Annotated in this window: 13 protein-coding genes and 1 riboswitch; of the genes, 5 read left to right on the top strand and 8 right to left on the bottom strand. The window is 64.0% G+C overall.

Features of this window, described 5'->3' with window-relative positions:
• Nucleotides 1-62 precede the first annotated feature (62 nt).
• The 8 genes from NKJ32_RS29220 to NKJ32_RS29185 form a co-directional block, all read right to left on the bottom strand.
• Nucleotides 63-758: a helix-hairpin-helix domain-containing protein gene (locus NKJ32_RS29220; protein ID WP_352699371.1), complete on the bottom strand. Its 696-nt coding sequence runs from the start codon at nt 756-758 to the stop codon at nt 63-65.
• A gap of 77 nt (nt 759-835) precedes the next feature.
• Complete coding sequence (nuoF, locus tag NKJ32_RS29215) at nt 836-2140, bottom strand: NADH-quinone oxidoreductase subunit NuoF (RefSeq protein ID WP_023676626.1); 1305 nt, start codon at nt 2138-2140, stop codon at nt 836-838.
• A gap of 10 nt (nt 2141-2150) precedes the next feature.
• Nucleotides 2151-3212, bottom strand: coding sequence for an NADH-quinone oxidoreductase subunit NuoE (gene nuoE / locus NKJ32_RS29210; RefSeq protein ID WP_352589702.1), 1062 nt, complete (start codon nt 3210-3212; stop codon nt 2151-2153).
• 435 nt (nt 3213-3647) lie between these two features.
• Entirely contained in the window at nt 3648-4838 is a 1191-nt protein-coding gene (locus NKJ32_RS29205) for an NADH-quinone oxidoreductase subunit D (protein WP_352699369.1), read from the bottom strand.
• Between the two features lie 95 nt (nt 4839-4933).
• On the bottom strand, nt 4934-5284 hold the full coding sequence (locus tag NKJ32_RS29200) for a four helix bundle protein (protein ID WP_352699367.1): 351 nt from the start codon (nt 5282-5284) through the stop codon (nt 4934-4936).
• A 21-nt stretch (nt 5285-5305) separates the two neighbouring features.
• Nucleotides 5306-5908, bottom strand: a complete 603-nt coding sequence (locus tag NKJ32_RS29195; RefSeq protein WP_023676630.1) for an NADH-quinone oxidoreductase subunit C — start codon at nt 5906-5908, stop codon at nt 5306-5308.
• 5 nt (nt 5909-5913) lie between these two features.
• Nucleotides 5914-6495, bottom strand: a complete 582-nt coding sequence (locus NKJ32_RS29190) for a NuoB/complex I 20 kDa subunit family protein (protein ID WP_023670824.1) — start codon at nt 6493-6495, stop codon at nt 5914-5916.
• Nucleotides 6486-6851, bottom strand: a complete 366-nt coding sequence (locus NKJ32_RS29185; protein WP_023798850.1) for an NADH-quinone oxidoreductase subunit A — start codon at nt 6849-6851, stop codon at nt 6486-6488. Before NKJ32_RS29185 ends, NKJ32_RS29190 begins: the two co-directional genes overlap by 10 nt.
• Nucleotides 6852-7186: 335 nt before the next feature.
• Between NKJ32_RS29185 and NKJ32_RS29180 the strand changes: the two genes are divergently transcribed.
• The 5 genes from NKJ32_RS29180 to cobG form a co-directional block, all read left to right on the top strand.
• Nucleotides 7187-8386, top strand: a complete 1200-nt coding sequence (locus tag NKJ32_RS29180) for a winged helix-turn-helix domain-containing protein (protein WP_352755841.1) — start codon at nt 7187-7189, stop codon at nt 8384-8386.
• A gap of 29 nt (nt 8387-8415) precedes the next feature.
• Nucleotides 8416-8619: riboswitch (cobalamin riboswitch) on the top strand.
• Nucleotides 8620-8657: 38 nt separating this feature from the next.
• Nucleotides 8658-9077, top strand: a complete 420-nt coding sequence (locus NKJ32_RS29175; protein ID WP_352570387.1) for a DUF1636 family protein — start codon at nt 8658-8660, stop codon at nt 9075-9077.
• A gap of 10 nt (nt 9078-9087) precedes the next feature.
• Entirely contained in the window at nt 9088-10128 is a 1041-nt protein-coding gene (cobW, locus tag NKJ32_RS29170; RefSeq protein ID WP_352570388.1) for a cobalamin biosynthesis protein CobW, read from the top strand.
• 16 nt (nt 10129-10144) lie between these two features.
• A complete protein-coding gene (locus tag NKJ32_RS29165) occupies nt 10145-13792 on the top strand; it encodes a cobaltochelatase subunit CobN (RefSeq protein ID WP_352755837.1) in 3648 nt (1215 codons plus the stop codon).
• On the top strand, nt 13789-14576 hold a 788-nt coding region (cobG, locus tag NKJ32_RS29160), incomplete at its 3' end, for a precorrin-3B synthase (RefSeq protein WP_352829645.1). The genes NKJ32_RS29165 and cobG, both read left to right, overlap by 4 nt.

Here is a 14576-nt window from a genome sequence, read left to right as displayed (position 1 = left end):
CCCTGCGGACGTTCCGCAATCTTTCCTTCCGGGCGCAGCCGAGACCGCGCACGATATTGAATTCACTTTTTGGCCGCGGCCAACGCGGCCGCCTGACCGATCCAGCCGTCACGGCCGATGCGGCCCTTCAACGACAGGTAATCTTCGACCCAGGCGATCTCTTGCGGCGTCCACGCGGCGATCTGGGCGTATGTCCAGATGCCAAGGCCGTTCAGCACCTTTTCCAGTTTCGGCCCGATGCCCGATATCGCCTTGAGGTCGGCGGGCTTGGCTGGCCGATCCATCGGCTTGGGCTGCTTGAAATCCTCCGGCATCAGCCCGGCCGACGCATCCGCTGCAACGGTGCCGGCATTCGCCAAGCTCCGCGCCGCGGTGCTCGTCGCAATGTCGGTCACGTCATTGGCGAAGGACTGCGCCTCGGCAATCAGGGTTTTGGTCGCTGCGCGCGCCTTTGTCGAGGAGCTTTTGCCGGTCGCGGAAAAGCGTTCCGTCCGGGCCTCGAAATCCTCGGCGACCGGCTGCCAAAGCCGCTGCGAGGTTTCGGCCGCGCCCGAAAGCACGCCCATCCAGATGCCAAAGGCGTGGTTGGCAAGACCGATGCCGAGTGCCGTCATCGCCGCCGCGCCCGCGACAGGATGCGCCAGGAGATTGACGGCATTGGCCATCTCCTTCGGCATCATCCTGGTCAGATCCTGGTTCATCTTCAACAACGGGTCCATATCGGGCGTAAAATCGTCGGGTGTCGAAAACAGCGACATAGGTGGTCTCCTGGTCGTTTCCGTCTGCCCCGCGCTCGTTTCCTCGTGTCGGACATTCGTCCGCATTTTGAATACTTCTATTCCGCCGCCGCCAGCACCGGTTCGGCACGGTGCGCGTTGCGCGAAAACTCATCGATGCGCCGCTCCACCTCGCCGCGGAAATGCCGCATCAGGCCCTGGATCGGCCACGCCGCCGCGTCGCCCAGTGCGCAGATCGTGTGGCCCTCGACCTGCTTGGTCACGTCGAGCAGCATGTCGATCTCGCGCTTCTGCGCTTCGCCGCGCACCAGCCGCTCCATCACCCGCCACATCCAGCCGGTGCCTTCACGGCAGGGCGTGCACTGGCCGCAGCTTTCGTGCTTGTAGAAGTAGGAAAGCCGCGCGATCGCTTTCACGATATCGGTCGATTTGTCCATGACGATGACAGCCGCCGTGCCGAGGCCCGATTTCAGATCGCGCAGCGCGTCGAAATCCATCGGCGCGTCGATGATTTGCTCGGCCGGAACCAACGGCACCGAGGCGCCGCCCGGAATGACCGCCAGCAGATTGTCCCAGCCGCCGCGGATACCGCCGCAATGCGTCTCGATCAGCTCGCGGAACGGGATCGACATCGCCTCTTCGACGGTGCACGGATTGTTGACGTGACCGGAGATGCAGAACAGTTTGGTGCCGACATTGTTGGGCCGGCCGAAGGACGAGAACCAGGCAGCACCGCGGCGCAGAATGGTCGGCGCGACAGCGATGGACTCGACATTGTTGACCGTCGTCGGGCAGCCATAGAGGCCGACATTGGCCGGAAACGGCGGCTTCAGCCGCGGCTGGCCCTTCTTGCCCTCGAGGCTTTCGAGCAGCGCCGTTTCCTCGCCGCAGATATAGGCGCCGGCGCCATGGTGCATGTAAATGTCGAAATCGTAGCCGGAGGTGTTGTTCTTGCCGATCAGCTTGGCCGCATAGGCCTCGTCTATGGCGCGTTGCAGCGCCTCGCGCTCGCGGATGAACTCGCCGCGCACATAGATGTAGGCGGCGACCGCGCCCATGGCGAAGCCGGCAAGCAGGCAGCCTTCGACCAGCGTGTGCGGGTCGTGGCGCAGTATGTCGCGGTCCTTGCAGGTACCGGGCTCGGATTCGTCGGCATTGACGACGAGATAGCTCGGCCGGCCGTCGCTTTGTTTGGGCATGAACGACCATTTCAGCCCGGTCGGGAAACCGGCACCGCCGCGGCCGCGCAGGCCCGATGCCTTCATCTCGTTGACGATCCACTCGCGCCCCTTGGCAACGATGCCGGGCGTGTTGTCCCAGGCGCCGCGCGCCATGGCACCGGCCAGCGACTTGTCGAAGCGGCCGTAGATGTTGTTGAAGATGCGGTCTCTGTCCTGAAGCATTGCTCGTTCCTCAGACCGGCTTCTTGCCGGTCGGCCGGCTCTTGTTTCCGAGCGACGGTTTGGTCGCCTTGGCGGCAGCCTTCGCCGGTTTAACCTTGGCCTCCGGCGCTTTGAAAGCAGACGCCGGCTCGGCCTTGTTCTTGGGGCCTCTGCGCTGTTTCGAGACGTCCTCGACCTGCGGTTCGGCCTTGTTGGCATTGGCGGCCGAATGCAGAGGCGCTGCGACGCTCGCCGCCCTTTCCGCCGCGGGCGCGACTTTCGTCGCCGACGGCGATTTCAGCGCCGGGTTGGTCTCGACCGCGTCGGTCTTCGGCTTGCTGGCATTCGAGGGCGCAACCGGCGCCGGCGCGGCAGGAGCAGCTGGCGGAACTGATGCTGCGGCGGCAGCCGCCGGCTCTGCATCCTTGGCGGCCTTGGTCGCCGCCCTGGTTTCCCGGTCGCGGGTCGCCTTGAGGATCGCCTTTTCGCTCTTGAGGGTCGTCAGGCCGCTGGCCGGCTCGGAAGTGATGCGGCCGTTTTGCGGTCCTGGCGTCACCGAAGCACCTTTGCCGGCGTCATAAAGGTCGATGATCTCGGCAAGCCGCTCCGGCGTCAAATCCTCATAGGTGTCCTTGAATATCATCACCATCGGTGCGTTGACGCAGGCGCCGAGGCACTCGACCTCCTCCCACGACAGCGTGCCCTTGTCATTGGTGTGAAACTGGTCGTGATGGATCTTCGAGCGGCAGACATCCATCAGCGCTTCCGAGCCGCGCAGCATGCAGGGCGTGGTGCCGCAGACCTGGATATGCGCGCGGGTGCCGACCGGATTGAGCTGGTACTGGGTATAGAAGGTGGCGACTTCCAGCCCACGGATATAGGGCATGTCGAGCATGTCGGAGATCGTTTCGATCGCCGCCTTGGTCACCCAGCCTTCCTGCTCCTGCGCCAGCATGAGCAAGGGGATGATCGCGGATTGCTCGCGTCCCTTCGGATATTTCTTGATCCACTGCTTCGCCGCCGCCGCATTCGCCCGGTTGAAGGCGAAGGAGGCTGGCTGGAGGCTGGCTTCTGCGAGACGGCGGACTGACATTGCGATTTCGCTTCTTCGGTTTCTACTGGCGGGAGCCATAGGCACGATAGCAATCCTCGGATCGCCCCAAAACGCATACGAACTCTTCATTTCCACGCTTCAGGCGGATGTATCCGTCATAGCGGCTATACACCCAAGCTATTGGCTTGCAACGATATTCTTCGGGGATCAATGACGCTACGAGGTTGTCATGAACCGCGCAGTTGGACGATGTCGACGGCCGGCCATGGACAAGAATGCCCTCATCCATTGCTGGGGTCTGGGTGCTCAAGCCACGGACTGTAAGCAGATCGCCTTCTGCAATAAGCTTGAACCCCTCTTTGAGAAGATCGGTTGACGAGGGACCCTCACCGGACCCAGCAAGCGACACTTCAGCGGAAGCCGCAAGGCATGCCGCGGCCAGAAACGCCTTTGACGGTCGAGCCATTCCCATCATCACCGATCGACCTCACCAAACACGATGTCGAGTGAACCTAACACGGCGGTGACGTCGGCCAACATGTGGCCGCGACACAAAAAGTCCATGGCCTGGAGATGCGCGAAGCCGGGCGCGCGCAGCTTGCAGCGATAGGGCTTGTTGGTGCCGTCGGAGACCAGATAGACGCCGAACTCGCCCTTCGGTGCCTCGACGGCGGCATAGACCTCGCCGGCCGGCACGCGGTAGCCTTCGGTGTAGAGCTTGAAGTGATGGATCAGCGCTTCCATCGAGCGCTTCATCGCCGCGCGCTTCGGCGGCACCACCTTGCCGTCGAGGTTGGACACCGGCCCGCTGCCCTCCTTACCGAGCAACAGGTCGACGCATTGGCGCATGATCTTGGCCGACTGGCGCATCTCTTCCATGCGCACCAGATAGCGGTCGAAACAGTCACCGTTCTTGCCGATCGGAATGTCGAAATCCATCTCGGCGTAACATTCATAGGGCTGCGATTTGCGCAGGTCCCAGGGTGCACCCGAGCCGCGCACCATGACGCCCGAAAAACCCCAGGCCCAGGCGTCGGCCAGAGACACCGTCGCGATGTCGACATTGCGCTGCTTGAAGATACGGTTGCCGGTCAAGAGTGAGTCGAGGTCGTCGACCGATTTCAGGAACGGGTCGATCCAGCTGCCGATGTCCTCGACCAGCTTCTGCGGCAGGTCCTGGTGGACGCCGCCGGGGCGGAAATAGGCGGCATGCATGCGCGAGCCGCTGGCACGCTCATAGAACACCATCAGCTTTTCGCGCTCGACGAAGCCCCACAGCGGCGGCGTCAGCGCACCGACATCCATCGCCTGCGTCGTCACATTGAGGATGTGCGACATGATGCGGCCGATTTCCGAATAGAGAACTCGGATCAACTGGCCCCGCTTCGGCACCTCGATGCCGAGCAGCCGCTCGGCGGCGAGCGCAAAGGCGTGCTCCTGGTTCATCGGCGCGCAATAATCGAGCCGGTCGAGATAGGGCACGGCCTGCAGATAAGTCTTGGCCTCGATCAGCTTTTCGGTGCCGCGGTGCAACAGCCCGATATGCGGATCGACGCGATCGACGACTTCGCCGTCAAGCTCCAGCACCAGACGCAAAACGCCGTGCGCCGCTGGATGTTGCGGGCCAAAATTGATGTTGAAGTTGCGAACGGAGGTTTCAGCCATGAGCGTGTTGCTCGCGCGCCACGTGAATGGTGAATGGTGAATGGTGAATAGTCATTGGCCTGAATCGACCTCCAGCGATCGAATGAACGAACGCATCATCTTCCCAACTTCTCGAACCTGACCGACAACAGCCCTGCACTCTTCTCGTCCAACAGTCCCACGCTCATCGAAAGAAGCGTATGGGTTTCCAGTTCCTTCAACGAACCTTGCGCAATACGAAGGAACTGAACGAAGGGCTTGCGCTGACCGCGGCCGAAACCCTCGGCGATATTTGCCGGTATCGACGATGCCGCGCGCCGCATCTGGGATGTCATGCCGAACATTTCCTCTCGCGGGAATGCTTTCGTCGCGAGATAGATGTCCGCAGCCAATACCATCGAATCCTTCCATACGTTCAGATCTCGATAGTCGTTGATTTTCCCGGACGTTCCATCCCGCTTTTCCATTCACTATTCACAATTCACCACTCACTGCTTTGCCTTCTCGTCGCCTGGAAGGACGTAATCCGTCCCCTCCCAAGGGCTGAGAAAATCGAAATTGCGGAATTCCTGTTTGAGCTCGACCGGCTCGTAGATGACGCGCTTGGCTTCGTCGTCGTAACGCACCTCGACGAAGCCGGTCAGCGGAAAGTCCTTGCGCAGCGGATGGCCTTCAAAGCCGTAATCGGTCAGAATCCGCCGCAGATCCGGATGGCCTGAAAACAGCACGCCGTAGAGATCGTAGGTCTCGCGCTCGAACCAGTCGGCGCCGGGATAAATCCCGGTGATCGACGGCACGAGCGTCTCTTCGTCGGCCTGGACCTTGATGCGGACGCGGATATTCTGTCTCGGCGACAGCAAATGATAGACCACGTCGAAGCGCTTTGCCCGCGACGGATAATCGGCGCCGCAAACGTCGATGATCGAGATGAACTGGCATTTCGGATCGTCGCGCAGGAAGGTGACCACCTCGATCAGGTCGCGCGGCTCGACCGAGATGGTGAGTTCGCCATAGGCGAGCACCGCCACGCCGATCCGGCCGATCAGCTTCTCGCCGAGATAGGTCGAGAGGTCGTTCAACGCCTGGGTCATGCCGCTCACCGCTCTATCGTGCCGGTGCGGCGGATCTTCTTCTGCAGCAGAAGGATGCCGTAGAGCAGTGCTTCGGCGCTCGGCGGACAGCCGGGCACGTAGATGTCGACCGGCACGATGCGGTCGCAGCCGCGCACCACAGAATAGGAATAATGATAATAGCCGCCGCCATTGGCGCAGGAGCCCATCGAGATGACGTAGCGCGGCTCCGGCATCTGATCGTAGACCTTGCGCAGCGCCGGCGCCATCTTGTTGGTCAGCGTGCCGGCGACGATCATGATGTCCGACTGGCGCGGGGACGCGCGCGGCGCGACACCGAACCTCTCCGAGTCATAGCGCGGCATCGACGTATGGATCATCTCGACGGCGCAGCAGGCGAGGCCAAACGTCATGAACATCAGCGAGCCGCTGCGCGCCCAGGTGATCAGCGCCTCGGTCGAGGTGACGAGAAAGCCCTTGTCGGCGAGCTCGTTGTTGATCTCCAGGAAGAATGGATCGTCGGACCCGACCGGCCTGCCGGTGTTGGGGTCGATGAGGCCCTTGGGCTTCGGCGCGACGAGCGTACCGGAACTGTCGTTCAATCCCATTCCAGCGCTCCTTTTTTCCATTCATAGGCAAAGCCGATGGTCAGCACCGCCAAAAACACCATCATCGACCAGAAACCGAGCATGCCGATCTGACTGAACGACACCGCCCAAGGAAACAGGAAGGCCACCTCCAGATCGAAGATGATGAACAGGATCGACACCAGGTAGAAGCGGATATCGAACTTCATGCGGGCGTCGTCGAACGAGTTGAAGCCGCACTCATAGGCGGAAAGCTTTTCCGGATCGGGGTTGCGATAGGCCACCAGGAAGGGTGCGGCGAGCAGCGCCAGTCCGACGACCAGCGCCACGCCGATGAACAGGACGATGGGCAGGTACGAACTCAACAATGCGTTCATTCTGCAGCTTTCCGTTGCGGCCAATCCACTCTGATTACAGCACCGGACCCACTTGCGGAAGCGTGACAGTTTAACCACTGAACCGTTTTAAGGGGGCTCTATGCTGCAACGCGGCGAGGGTTAGCGCAGCGCTTTCGGCGAAGCAAGTCAAACCTTGTTCAAATCGCGGTGCTGGACGGCATATCCGGGAAAACTGGTCCGATCCGCTCCTGTTTGATTTCCTTCACTTTTTACTCCACTTTTCTCTCCTGACATGGATGCCGCCAAAACCCTGCTAGCATGGCACGGAATCGCAGGTCATTTTCTCTGTCCAAAATCGTCCGGATGCCGCCTTCATGAAGGAAAAAATCTCGCTTGCCATGGCCCGTCGCATCGCGCTGGCGGCACAGGGATTCAATGACCCGCGACCCACCGGTACACCCGACCGCCGGCATCTGGCCCGCGTGCTTGCCCGTACCGGCCTGCTGCAGATCGATTCCGTCAGCGCCGTGGTGCGCGCCCATTATATGCCGCTTTATTCGCGGCTTGGCCCCTACAAGCTGGCGTTGCTCGACAACGCCGCCGTAACGCGCAAGCGCATGGTCTTCGAATATTGGGCGCATGAAGCCTCGTTCTTGCCGGTCGAGACCTATCCGCTGATGCGCTGGCGCATGCAGCGGGCCGAGCGCGGCGACGAAATGTACAGCGGGCTGGCCAAATGGGGCCGCAAGCACGCCGCCTATATCGAAGACATCTATCGCGAGGTCGCCGAACGAGGCCCGATCGCGGCGTCGGCTTTCGAAGGGCAGAAGGGTTCGGGCGGCTGGTGGGGCTGGAGCCATGCCAAGCATGCCTTCGAGTGGCTGTTCTGGGCCGGCCGCATCACCACTGCGCATCGCCGCGGCTTCGAGCGGTTCTACGATCTGCCGGAGCGCGTGCTGCCGCCAACAATACTGAGTCTGCCAACGCCCTCCCCCGAAGACGCTCACCGCGAATTGCTGCGCATCTCCGCCCGCGCCCATGGCGTCGCCACGGCAAGCGACCTGCGCGATTATTTCCGCCTCTCGCCCGCCGACATCAAGGGCCGCATCGAGGAGTTGGTCGAGGCCGGCGACCTGTTGCCGGTGAGCGTCGAAGGCTGGAACAAAACAGCCTATCTCCACAAGGACGCCCGTTTGCCGCGCAAGATCGAGGCGCGCGCGTTGCTCGCGCCGTTCGATCCTGTCGTCTTCGAGCGGTCGCGCACCGAGCGGTTGTTCGACTTCCACTACCGCATCGAGATCTACACGCCGGCCGAAAAGCGCCGGTATGGCTATTACGTGCTGCCGTTCCTGCTCGGCGACAGCATCGTCGGGCGTGTCGACCTCAGGGCCGACCGCCCGGCCGGCGTCTTGCGCGTCCATGCCGCCTATGCGGAGCCCGGCGCCCCGCCGCAAACTGCAGCCGCCCTTTTCGAGGAATTGAAGCAGATGCAGGGCTGGCTCGGGCTTGAGCGCATCGAGGTGACGGCTGCCGGCGACCTCGGCCGGCCGCTCGCGGATATCGCCGCGTCATAGACGTGCGTTGACACGACTACCCCCACAAGCCTAAATCCGTTCCAGACGGTCCCCTGCCCGCAACGGCAAGGGCCAAGAGGGAATGCGGTGCGAAATCTCGATTTCAAATCCGCGGCTGTCCCCGCAACTGTAAGCGACGAGCCTCGGCCGAAAACCACTGGGATGTTCCCGGGAAGGCGGCACCCAGGCGATGACCCGCGAGCCAGGAGACCTGCCGTCTAGGACATAAGAATCCGATCGCCTGGCGGGTTTTCCGGGCAAGGAGCCTGATTTGGAACGCGACAGCAGTTTTCCGGCTGAGACAGCGGATTTATTGTCCGGCCATGGTGATTCCCCGGCCGGCGTTACCGTCATCGTCTGCTCGTCCTGCCGTGACGAGACCGGTTCGGACGCTCATCCGCGCGCCGGCGAACTGCTCGCAGAGGACACGCGCCGCGCCGCTGGCGGCGAAAACATCAAAATCCGCACCGTCGAATGCCTCGGCAATTGCAAGCGCCGGCTCAGCGCGGCCATGCTGCGCGACGGCTGCTGGAGTTACGTCTTCGGTGATCTGACCACGACCAGCGGCGCCGATCTCGTCACCGGGGCAAAGCTGTTCGCCACCTCGACGGATGGGCTCATTCCATGGCGCGGCCGTCCCGATTGCCTGAAGCGCGGCCTGGTTGCCCGCATCCCTCCCCTTGACCTTTGAAGGACCTGACATGACCGCTGCCTCCCTTTCGCGCGTTCCCTGCACCGTGGTCACCGGCTTTCTCGGCGCCGGCAAGACGACGTTGATCCGCCATTTGCTCGAAAACGCCAAAGGCAAGCGCCTGGCCATCATCGTCAACGAGTTCGGCGACATCGGCATCGACGGCGATATCCTGAAGGGCTGCGGCATCGACACCTGCCCCGAGGAAAACATCGTCGAGCTGGCCAATGGTTGCATCTGCTGCACCGTCGCCGATGATTTCGTCCCGGCGCTGGACCAGATCCTGTCGCTGACGCCGAGGGTCGACCACATCCTGATCGAGACATCCGGCCTCGCTTTGCCCAAGCCGCTGGTCCAAGCCTTCCAGTGGCCGTCGGTGAAAAGCCGCGTGACGGTCGACGGCGTCATTGCCGTGGTCGACGGACCGGCGCTGGCTGATGGCCGCGTAGCCAACGACATGGACGCCCTGCAGGCGCAGCGCGCGCAGGACGAGACGCTTGACCATGACGATCCGGTCGAGGAGGTGTTCGAAGACCAGCTCGCTTGCGCCGACCTGATCATATTGTCGAAGAGCGACCTGATGGACGCCGCCGGCTCGGCCCGCGCCAATGCCGTCATCGGCAAGCACGTGGCGCGCGCGGTGAAGATCGTACCGACTTCGCAAGGCAAGGTCGACCCGTCGGTGCTGCTCGGCCTCGGCCTCGCCGTCGAGGACGACATCGAGAACCGCAAGACCCATCACGACGACGAACTCGACCACGAGCATGACGATTTCGATTCGTTCGTCATCGACATCGCGTCGGTGTCCAACCCGGACGAGTTGGCACAGCGCGTCGCCACGGCTGCGGAGGAAGAAAACGTGCTGCGCGTCAAGGGTTTCGTCGAGGTCGGTGGTAAGCCGATGCGGCTCTTGCTGCAGGCGGTCGGTCCGCGCGTCAACCATTATTACGACCGCGCCTGGACCGCAGAAGACGATCGCCGCTCGCGCCTCGTCGTCATCGGACTGAAAGGGCTGAACCGCCCGGCCATCGAGCGTATCCTCGCCGGCTGACAAAGCACGAACCGCGATGCACATCCTCACCACCACATCCGCCTCGCTCGACGATCTCGCCGAGCCTGTCGATCTCAGGCAAACGCCTGCGGATGTCGTGGCGCTGTCCCTCACCGACAGCGACCTGGCCGGGCTGGCGGCGGCGTGGAAGGCAGATGCGCACCGCCTGCCGTCGATGCGGCTCGCCGCCTTGCGCGACCTGCGCCATCCGATGTCCGTCGATCTGTGGATCGACAGCGTCGCCCGCCACGCCAAGGTCATTCTGGTCCGCATCCTCGGCGGCTATGACTGGTGGCGCTATGGCTGCGACCAGCTCGCCGTTATCGCGCGAAATCGCGGTATCAAGCTGGCGCTCCTACCGGGCGAGAGCCACGACGAGGATTTGCGACTGATCGAAGGCTCGACGCTGCCGCGCGAGGAGTTGGACGCCCTGCTTGGCTATTTCCGCGAGGGCGGGCCGGCAAATATGACGGCGCTGGTGCAGAGGCTGGCAAGTCTCGCTGGATCGGGTGCGGCGGTAGCCGAACCTGTTAGCGTGCCAAAGGCGGGATTTTACGAGCCGGGACTGGGGGTCGTAGAACGCGGCGTCCCCCTCCCCCTCGAGGGGAGGGTCCGGCCGCAGGCCGGGGGTGGGGTCCTCTCCGAAGCGCGCCTACACAAAACGTCGCGCACTGCCGTGACGACCCCACCCGGCCCTGCGGGCCACCCTCCCCTCGAGGGGGAGGGGGACGTCGTGCCAATTCTCTTCTACCGTTCGATGCTGCTCGCCGCCGATGTCGCGCCCATCGACGCGCTTTTCGAAGCCCTGCGCCATCGCGGCATGGCTCCCGTGCCTATGTTCGTCTCCAGCCTCAAGGACCCGGCGTCGCTCGCCTTTGTCGAAACCGCGCTCGCAACCCTGAAGCCTGCCGCCACCATCACCGCCACAGCTTTCGCCTCGGGTGCCGAGCCCGGTGTCGAAACCCTGTTCGACCGCGCCGGCGTGCCGGTGTTCCAGGTCATCGTCGCGACCACCCGCCGCGACATCTGGCAAACCAATCAGCGCGGCCTGGCGCCCGCCGACCTTGCCATGCATGTCGTCCTGCCCGAGCTCGACGGCCGCATCCTGGCCGGCGCCATTTCATTCAAGGGCGAAAGCGAAACCGACCCGGCGCTGGCCTTCCGCGCCTTCGCCAACCGGCCTGAGCCCGACCGCGTGGCGCAAGTGGCGAACCGTGTCGAGGCCTTCGTGCGCCTGCAGCGGACGCCGCGTTCGGAGCGCAAGCTCGCCATCCTGATCCCCGACTATCCGAGCGCCCCCGGTCGCACCGGCTACGCGGTTGGTCTCGACGTGCCGTCCAGCGTGCTGGCAATGCTGCACGACCTGAGCGAACAGGGCTACGCCGTTGAAAGGATTCCGCAAACGCCGCGCGAGTTGCTAGAGGTGCTGGAGCGTGGAGGTGAAGGGTTGGGGTTTGAGGACTATCTCGGGTACTCGGCGGAATTGCCTGCTGAAGCGATAGCTGCCGTGACGGCCGCATGGGGGAATGCGGCAGATGAGACAAGTTTGTGCGAGGCACCCCCCTCTGTCCTGCCGGACATCTCCCCCTCAAGGGGGGAGATTGGCAGTTCCGCCACCGGCTCTCCCTTAAGGCCCTCGGTAATTGGCGAAAGCAGAGACAACAGCGCAATCTCCCCCCTTGAGGGGGAGATGTCCGGCAGGACAGAGGGGGGTGTTCAAGCGCCTGCCGCCGCAAAATTCGCCTTCCGCGCAGCCACCTTCGGCAACGTCACCGTGGCACTCGCACCTGACCGCGGGCGCTCAGCCGACCGCCGCGCCGACTATCACGACCCGACGCTGCCGCCGCGCCATGCGCTGGTCGCCTTTGGCCTCTGGCTGCGCAAGTCGCTCGGCATCCATGCAATTGTCCATGTCGGCGCCCATGGCACGCTGGAGTGGCTGCCCGGCAAGACCGTGGCGCTCAGCGAAAACTGCTTTCCCGAGATAGTCACCGGTCCCCTGCCCGTCATCTATCCCTTCATCGTCTCCAACCCGGGAGAGGCAGCGCAGGCCAAGCGGCGCATTGCCGCCGTCACGCTCGGCCATCTGCCGCCGCCGCTGACCGGCGCCGGGCTGGACGAAAACCAGCACAGGCTTGAACGACTGGTTGACGAATATGCCCAGGCCGACGGGCTCGACCGCCGCCGCCGCGACCGCCTGGCGAAGCTGATCGTCGAGACGGCGGAAAAGACCGGCCTCGCCTCAGAGGCAGGCGTCGCCAGGACCGACGCAGCCGACGAGGCCTTGCGCCGCATCGACGCCTGGCTCTGCGATCTCAAGGATTTCGCCATCAAGGACGGCCTGCACATTTACGGCCGCTCGCCGGAAGGCGAGGCTGATCCGGTACGGCGGCAAAGTGCGGCAGCTGAAAAAACCGCGCTGCTTGCCGCCCTCGATGGCCGCCACGTCGCTGCCGGTCCGGCCGGTGCGCCGGCGCGTGGCCGGAGCGATGTGCTGCCCACCGGCCGCAATTTGTTTACCGCCGACCCGCGCACCATGCCGACGCCGACCGCCTATGATCTGGGCAAGGTGGCAGCGGAAGAAGTGGTCCGCAGCTACATGCAATCGCATGGCGACTGGCCGCGCTCGCTGGTCATCGACCTGTGGGGCTCGGCCTCGCTGCGCACCGGCGGTGAGGAGATCGCGCAAGGCCTGGCGCTGATGGGCTGCCGGCCGCAATGGGATTCCGCCACCGGCCGCATCACCGGCATAGATGTGCTGCCGCCGGCAACACTCGGCCGTCCGCGCATCGATGTCACCTGGCGCATATCGGGCCTGTTCCGCGACATGTTCCCGACCCAGATCGCGCTGATCGACGCCGCGGCCAACGCGGTGGCGACCCGCGACGAGGACGCTTCGGAAAACCCGCTCGCCGCTAGGACCCGCATCGACGGCAAGATCAGCCCGCGCATTTTCGGCACCTCGCCGGGCACTTACGGCGCGGGCGTCGAGGACTTGTTGTCGAGCGGCGACTGGGCCGCGCGCGAAGAGATCGGCCGCACCTATCTCGCCGCCACCTCGCACGCCTATGGCGGCTCCGAGGGCAAAGGCATTTCGGCGCCCGGCGCGTTCGAGGATCGCCTCGCCGAGGCCGACCTTCTGGTTCATACCGGCGACGACCCCGGCCGCGACATCCTCGAAGGCTCGGCCGACGTCGCCTTCATCGGCGGCTTTTCGGCAGCGGTTGCCGCGCTCGGCAAAAACGCCGACGTGATCGTCCTCGACACCACGGACCCGCAAAGACCGAAGCCGCGCTCGGTTGGTGAGGCCGTATCCCGGGTAGTTCGCGCCCGCGCGGTCAACCCGCGCTTCATCGCCGGCCAGATGCGTCATGGCCCGCGCGGCGCCTCGGAATTCGCCGAGACCGTCGACCGGCTGGTCGGTTTTGCCGAAACCACAAATGCCATATCAGGCACGCTGATCGAAGCCGTGCACGACGCCTATCTCGGCGACCCCGTGGTCCGCGCCTTCATACTGCGCGAGAACCCGGCGGCGGCGAAAGACATCGCCGAGCGCTTATTGTCGGCACGGCGGCGCGGGCTCTGGCATCCGCTGCGCAATTCGATCGATGACGATCTCGCCGCACTGATTGCCGAAGCGCAAGCTCTGGGAGTGGCGGCATGAACGCTTTCTCGCGCCGTGGCGCCTGCCCTGCCTTGTCGGCGCCGATGCAGACCGGCGATGGGCTGCTGGTGCGGCTCAATCCGGTCGCTGGAGGACTGTTGCCGAAATCGTTGATCGGACTCTGCGAATCTGCCTTGCGCCATGGCAACGGCATCATGGAAGTGACCGCCCGCGGCAGCCTGCAGATCCGCGGCCTGACGCCGGCAAGCGCGCGGCTGCTGGCGATGGAGGTCGATGCGCTCGGCATCGCGGTGCGCACCGGCGTGCCGGTAGAGACCGGCCCGCTGGCCGGGCTCGACCAGGAGGAGATAGCCGACCCGCGCCCAATGGCGCAGCGGATTCGGGCGGCAATTGAGGACGCCGGTGTTACGCAACGGCTTGGCCCGAAGGTGTCGGTGATCGTCGACGGCGGCGGGCAGCTGACAATGTATGCGGTTACGGCCGATGTCAGGCTGGTCGGGGTGCGGGCCGCCGACGGAATTAAGTGGCGGGTATCGCTCGCCGGAGATGCGCAGGGTGCCACGCCGCTGGCGATGTCCGAGGAAGATGCGGCTTGTGACATCGCCGTCGCCATTCTCAGGATGGTTGCCGAAAAGGGCCGCGATGCCCATGCGCGGGATTTGACGGCGAGGCAGCTGAGATCTCTCGCAAGTTGGCGATCCGTCGCGCCCCCCTCTGTCCTGCCGGACATCTCCCCCACAAGGGGGGAGATTGGCAGCTTTGGCCTCACCGCCCATCCTGCAACGTTGGAGATTGGCGAAAACAGCCGTGACAGCCGATCTCC

The organism is Mesorhizobium sp. M0159 (genome assembly GCF_040322295.1).
Taxonomy (GTDB): Bacteria; Pseudomonadota; Alphaproteobacteria; order Rhizobiales; family Rhizobiaceae; genus Mesorhizobium.
The sequence above is the reverse complement of the archived record's forward strand: the minus strand, read 5'-3'. Positions and strand labels throughout refer to the sequence as shown.

Excerpts from the sequence above, each read along its gene's own strand:
- NKJ32_RS29200 (WP_352699367.1), bottom strand. The coding sequence starts at position 5,284 with ATGGAAAAGCGGGATGGAACGTCCGGGAAAATCAACGACTATCGAGAT.
- nuoE (WP_352589702.1), bottom strand. The coding sequence starts at position 3,212 with ATGTCAGTCCGCCGTCTCGCAGAAGCCAGCCTCCAGCCAGCCTCCTTC.
- NKJ32_RS29165 (WP_352755837.1), top strand. The coding sequence starts at position 10,145 with ATGCACATCCTCACCACCACATCCGCCTCGCTCGACGATCTCGCCGAG.
- nuoF (WP_023676626.1), bottom strand. The coding sequence starts at position 2,140 with ATGCTTCAGGACAGAGACCGCATCTTCAACAACATCTACGGCCGCTTC.
- NKJ32_RS29195 (WP_023676630.1), bottom strand. The coding sequence starts at position 5,908 with ATGACCCAGGCGTTGAACGACCTCTCGACCTATCTCGGCGAGAAGCTG.
- NKJ32_RS29205 (WP_352699369.1), bottom strand. The coding sequence starts at position 4,838 with ATGGCTGAAACCTCCGTTCGCAACTTCAACATCAATTTTGGCCCGCAA.
- NKJ32_RS29180 (WP_352755841.1), top strand. The coding sequence starts at position 7,187 with ATGAAGGAAAAAATCTCGCTTGCCATGGCCCGTCGCATCGCGCTGGCG.
- NKJ32_RS29220 (WP_352699371.1), bottom strand. The coding sequence starts at position 758 with ATGTCGCTGTTTTCGACACCCGACGATTTTACGCCCGATATGGACCCG.
- NKJ32_RS29190 (WP_023670824.1), bottom strand. The coding sequence starts at position 6,495 with ATGGGATTGAACGACAGTTCCGGTACGCTCGTCGCGCCGAAGCCCAAG.
- cobW (WP_352570388.1), top strand. The coding sequence starts at position 9,088 with ATGACCGCTGCCTCCCTTTCGCGCGTTCCCTGCACCGTGGTCACCGGC.
- NKJ32_RS29185 (WP_023798850.1), bottom strand. The coding sequence starts at position 6,851 with ATGAACGCATTGTTGAGTTCGTACCTGCCCATCGTCCTGTTCATCGGC.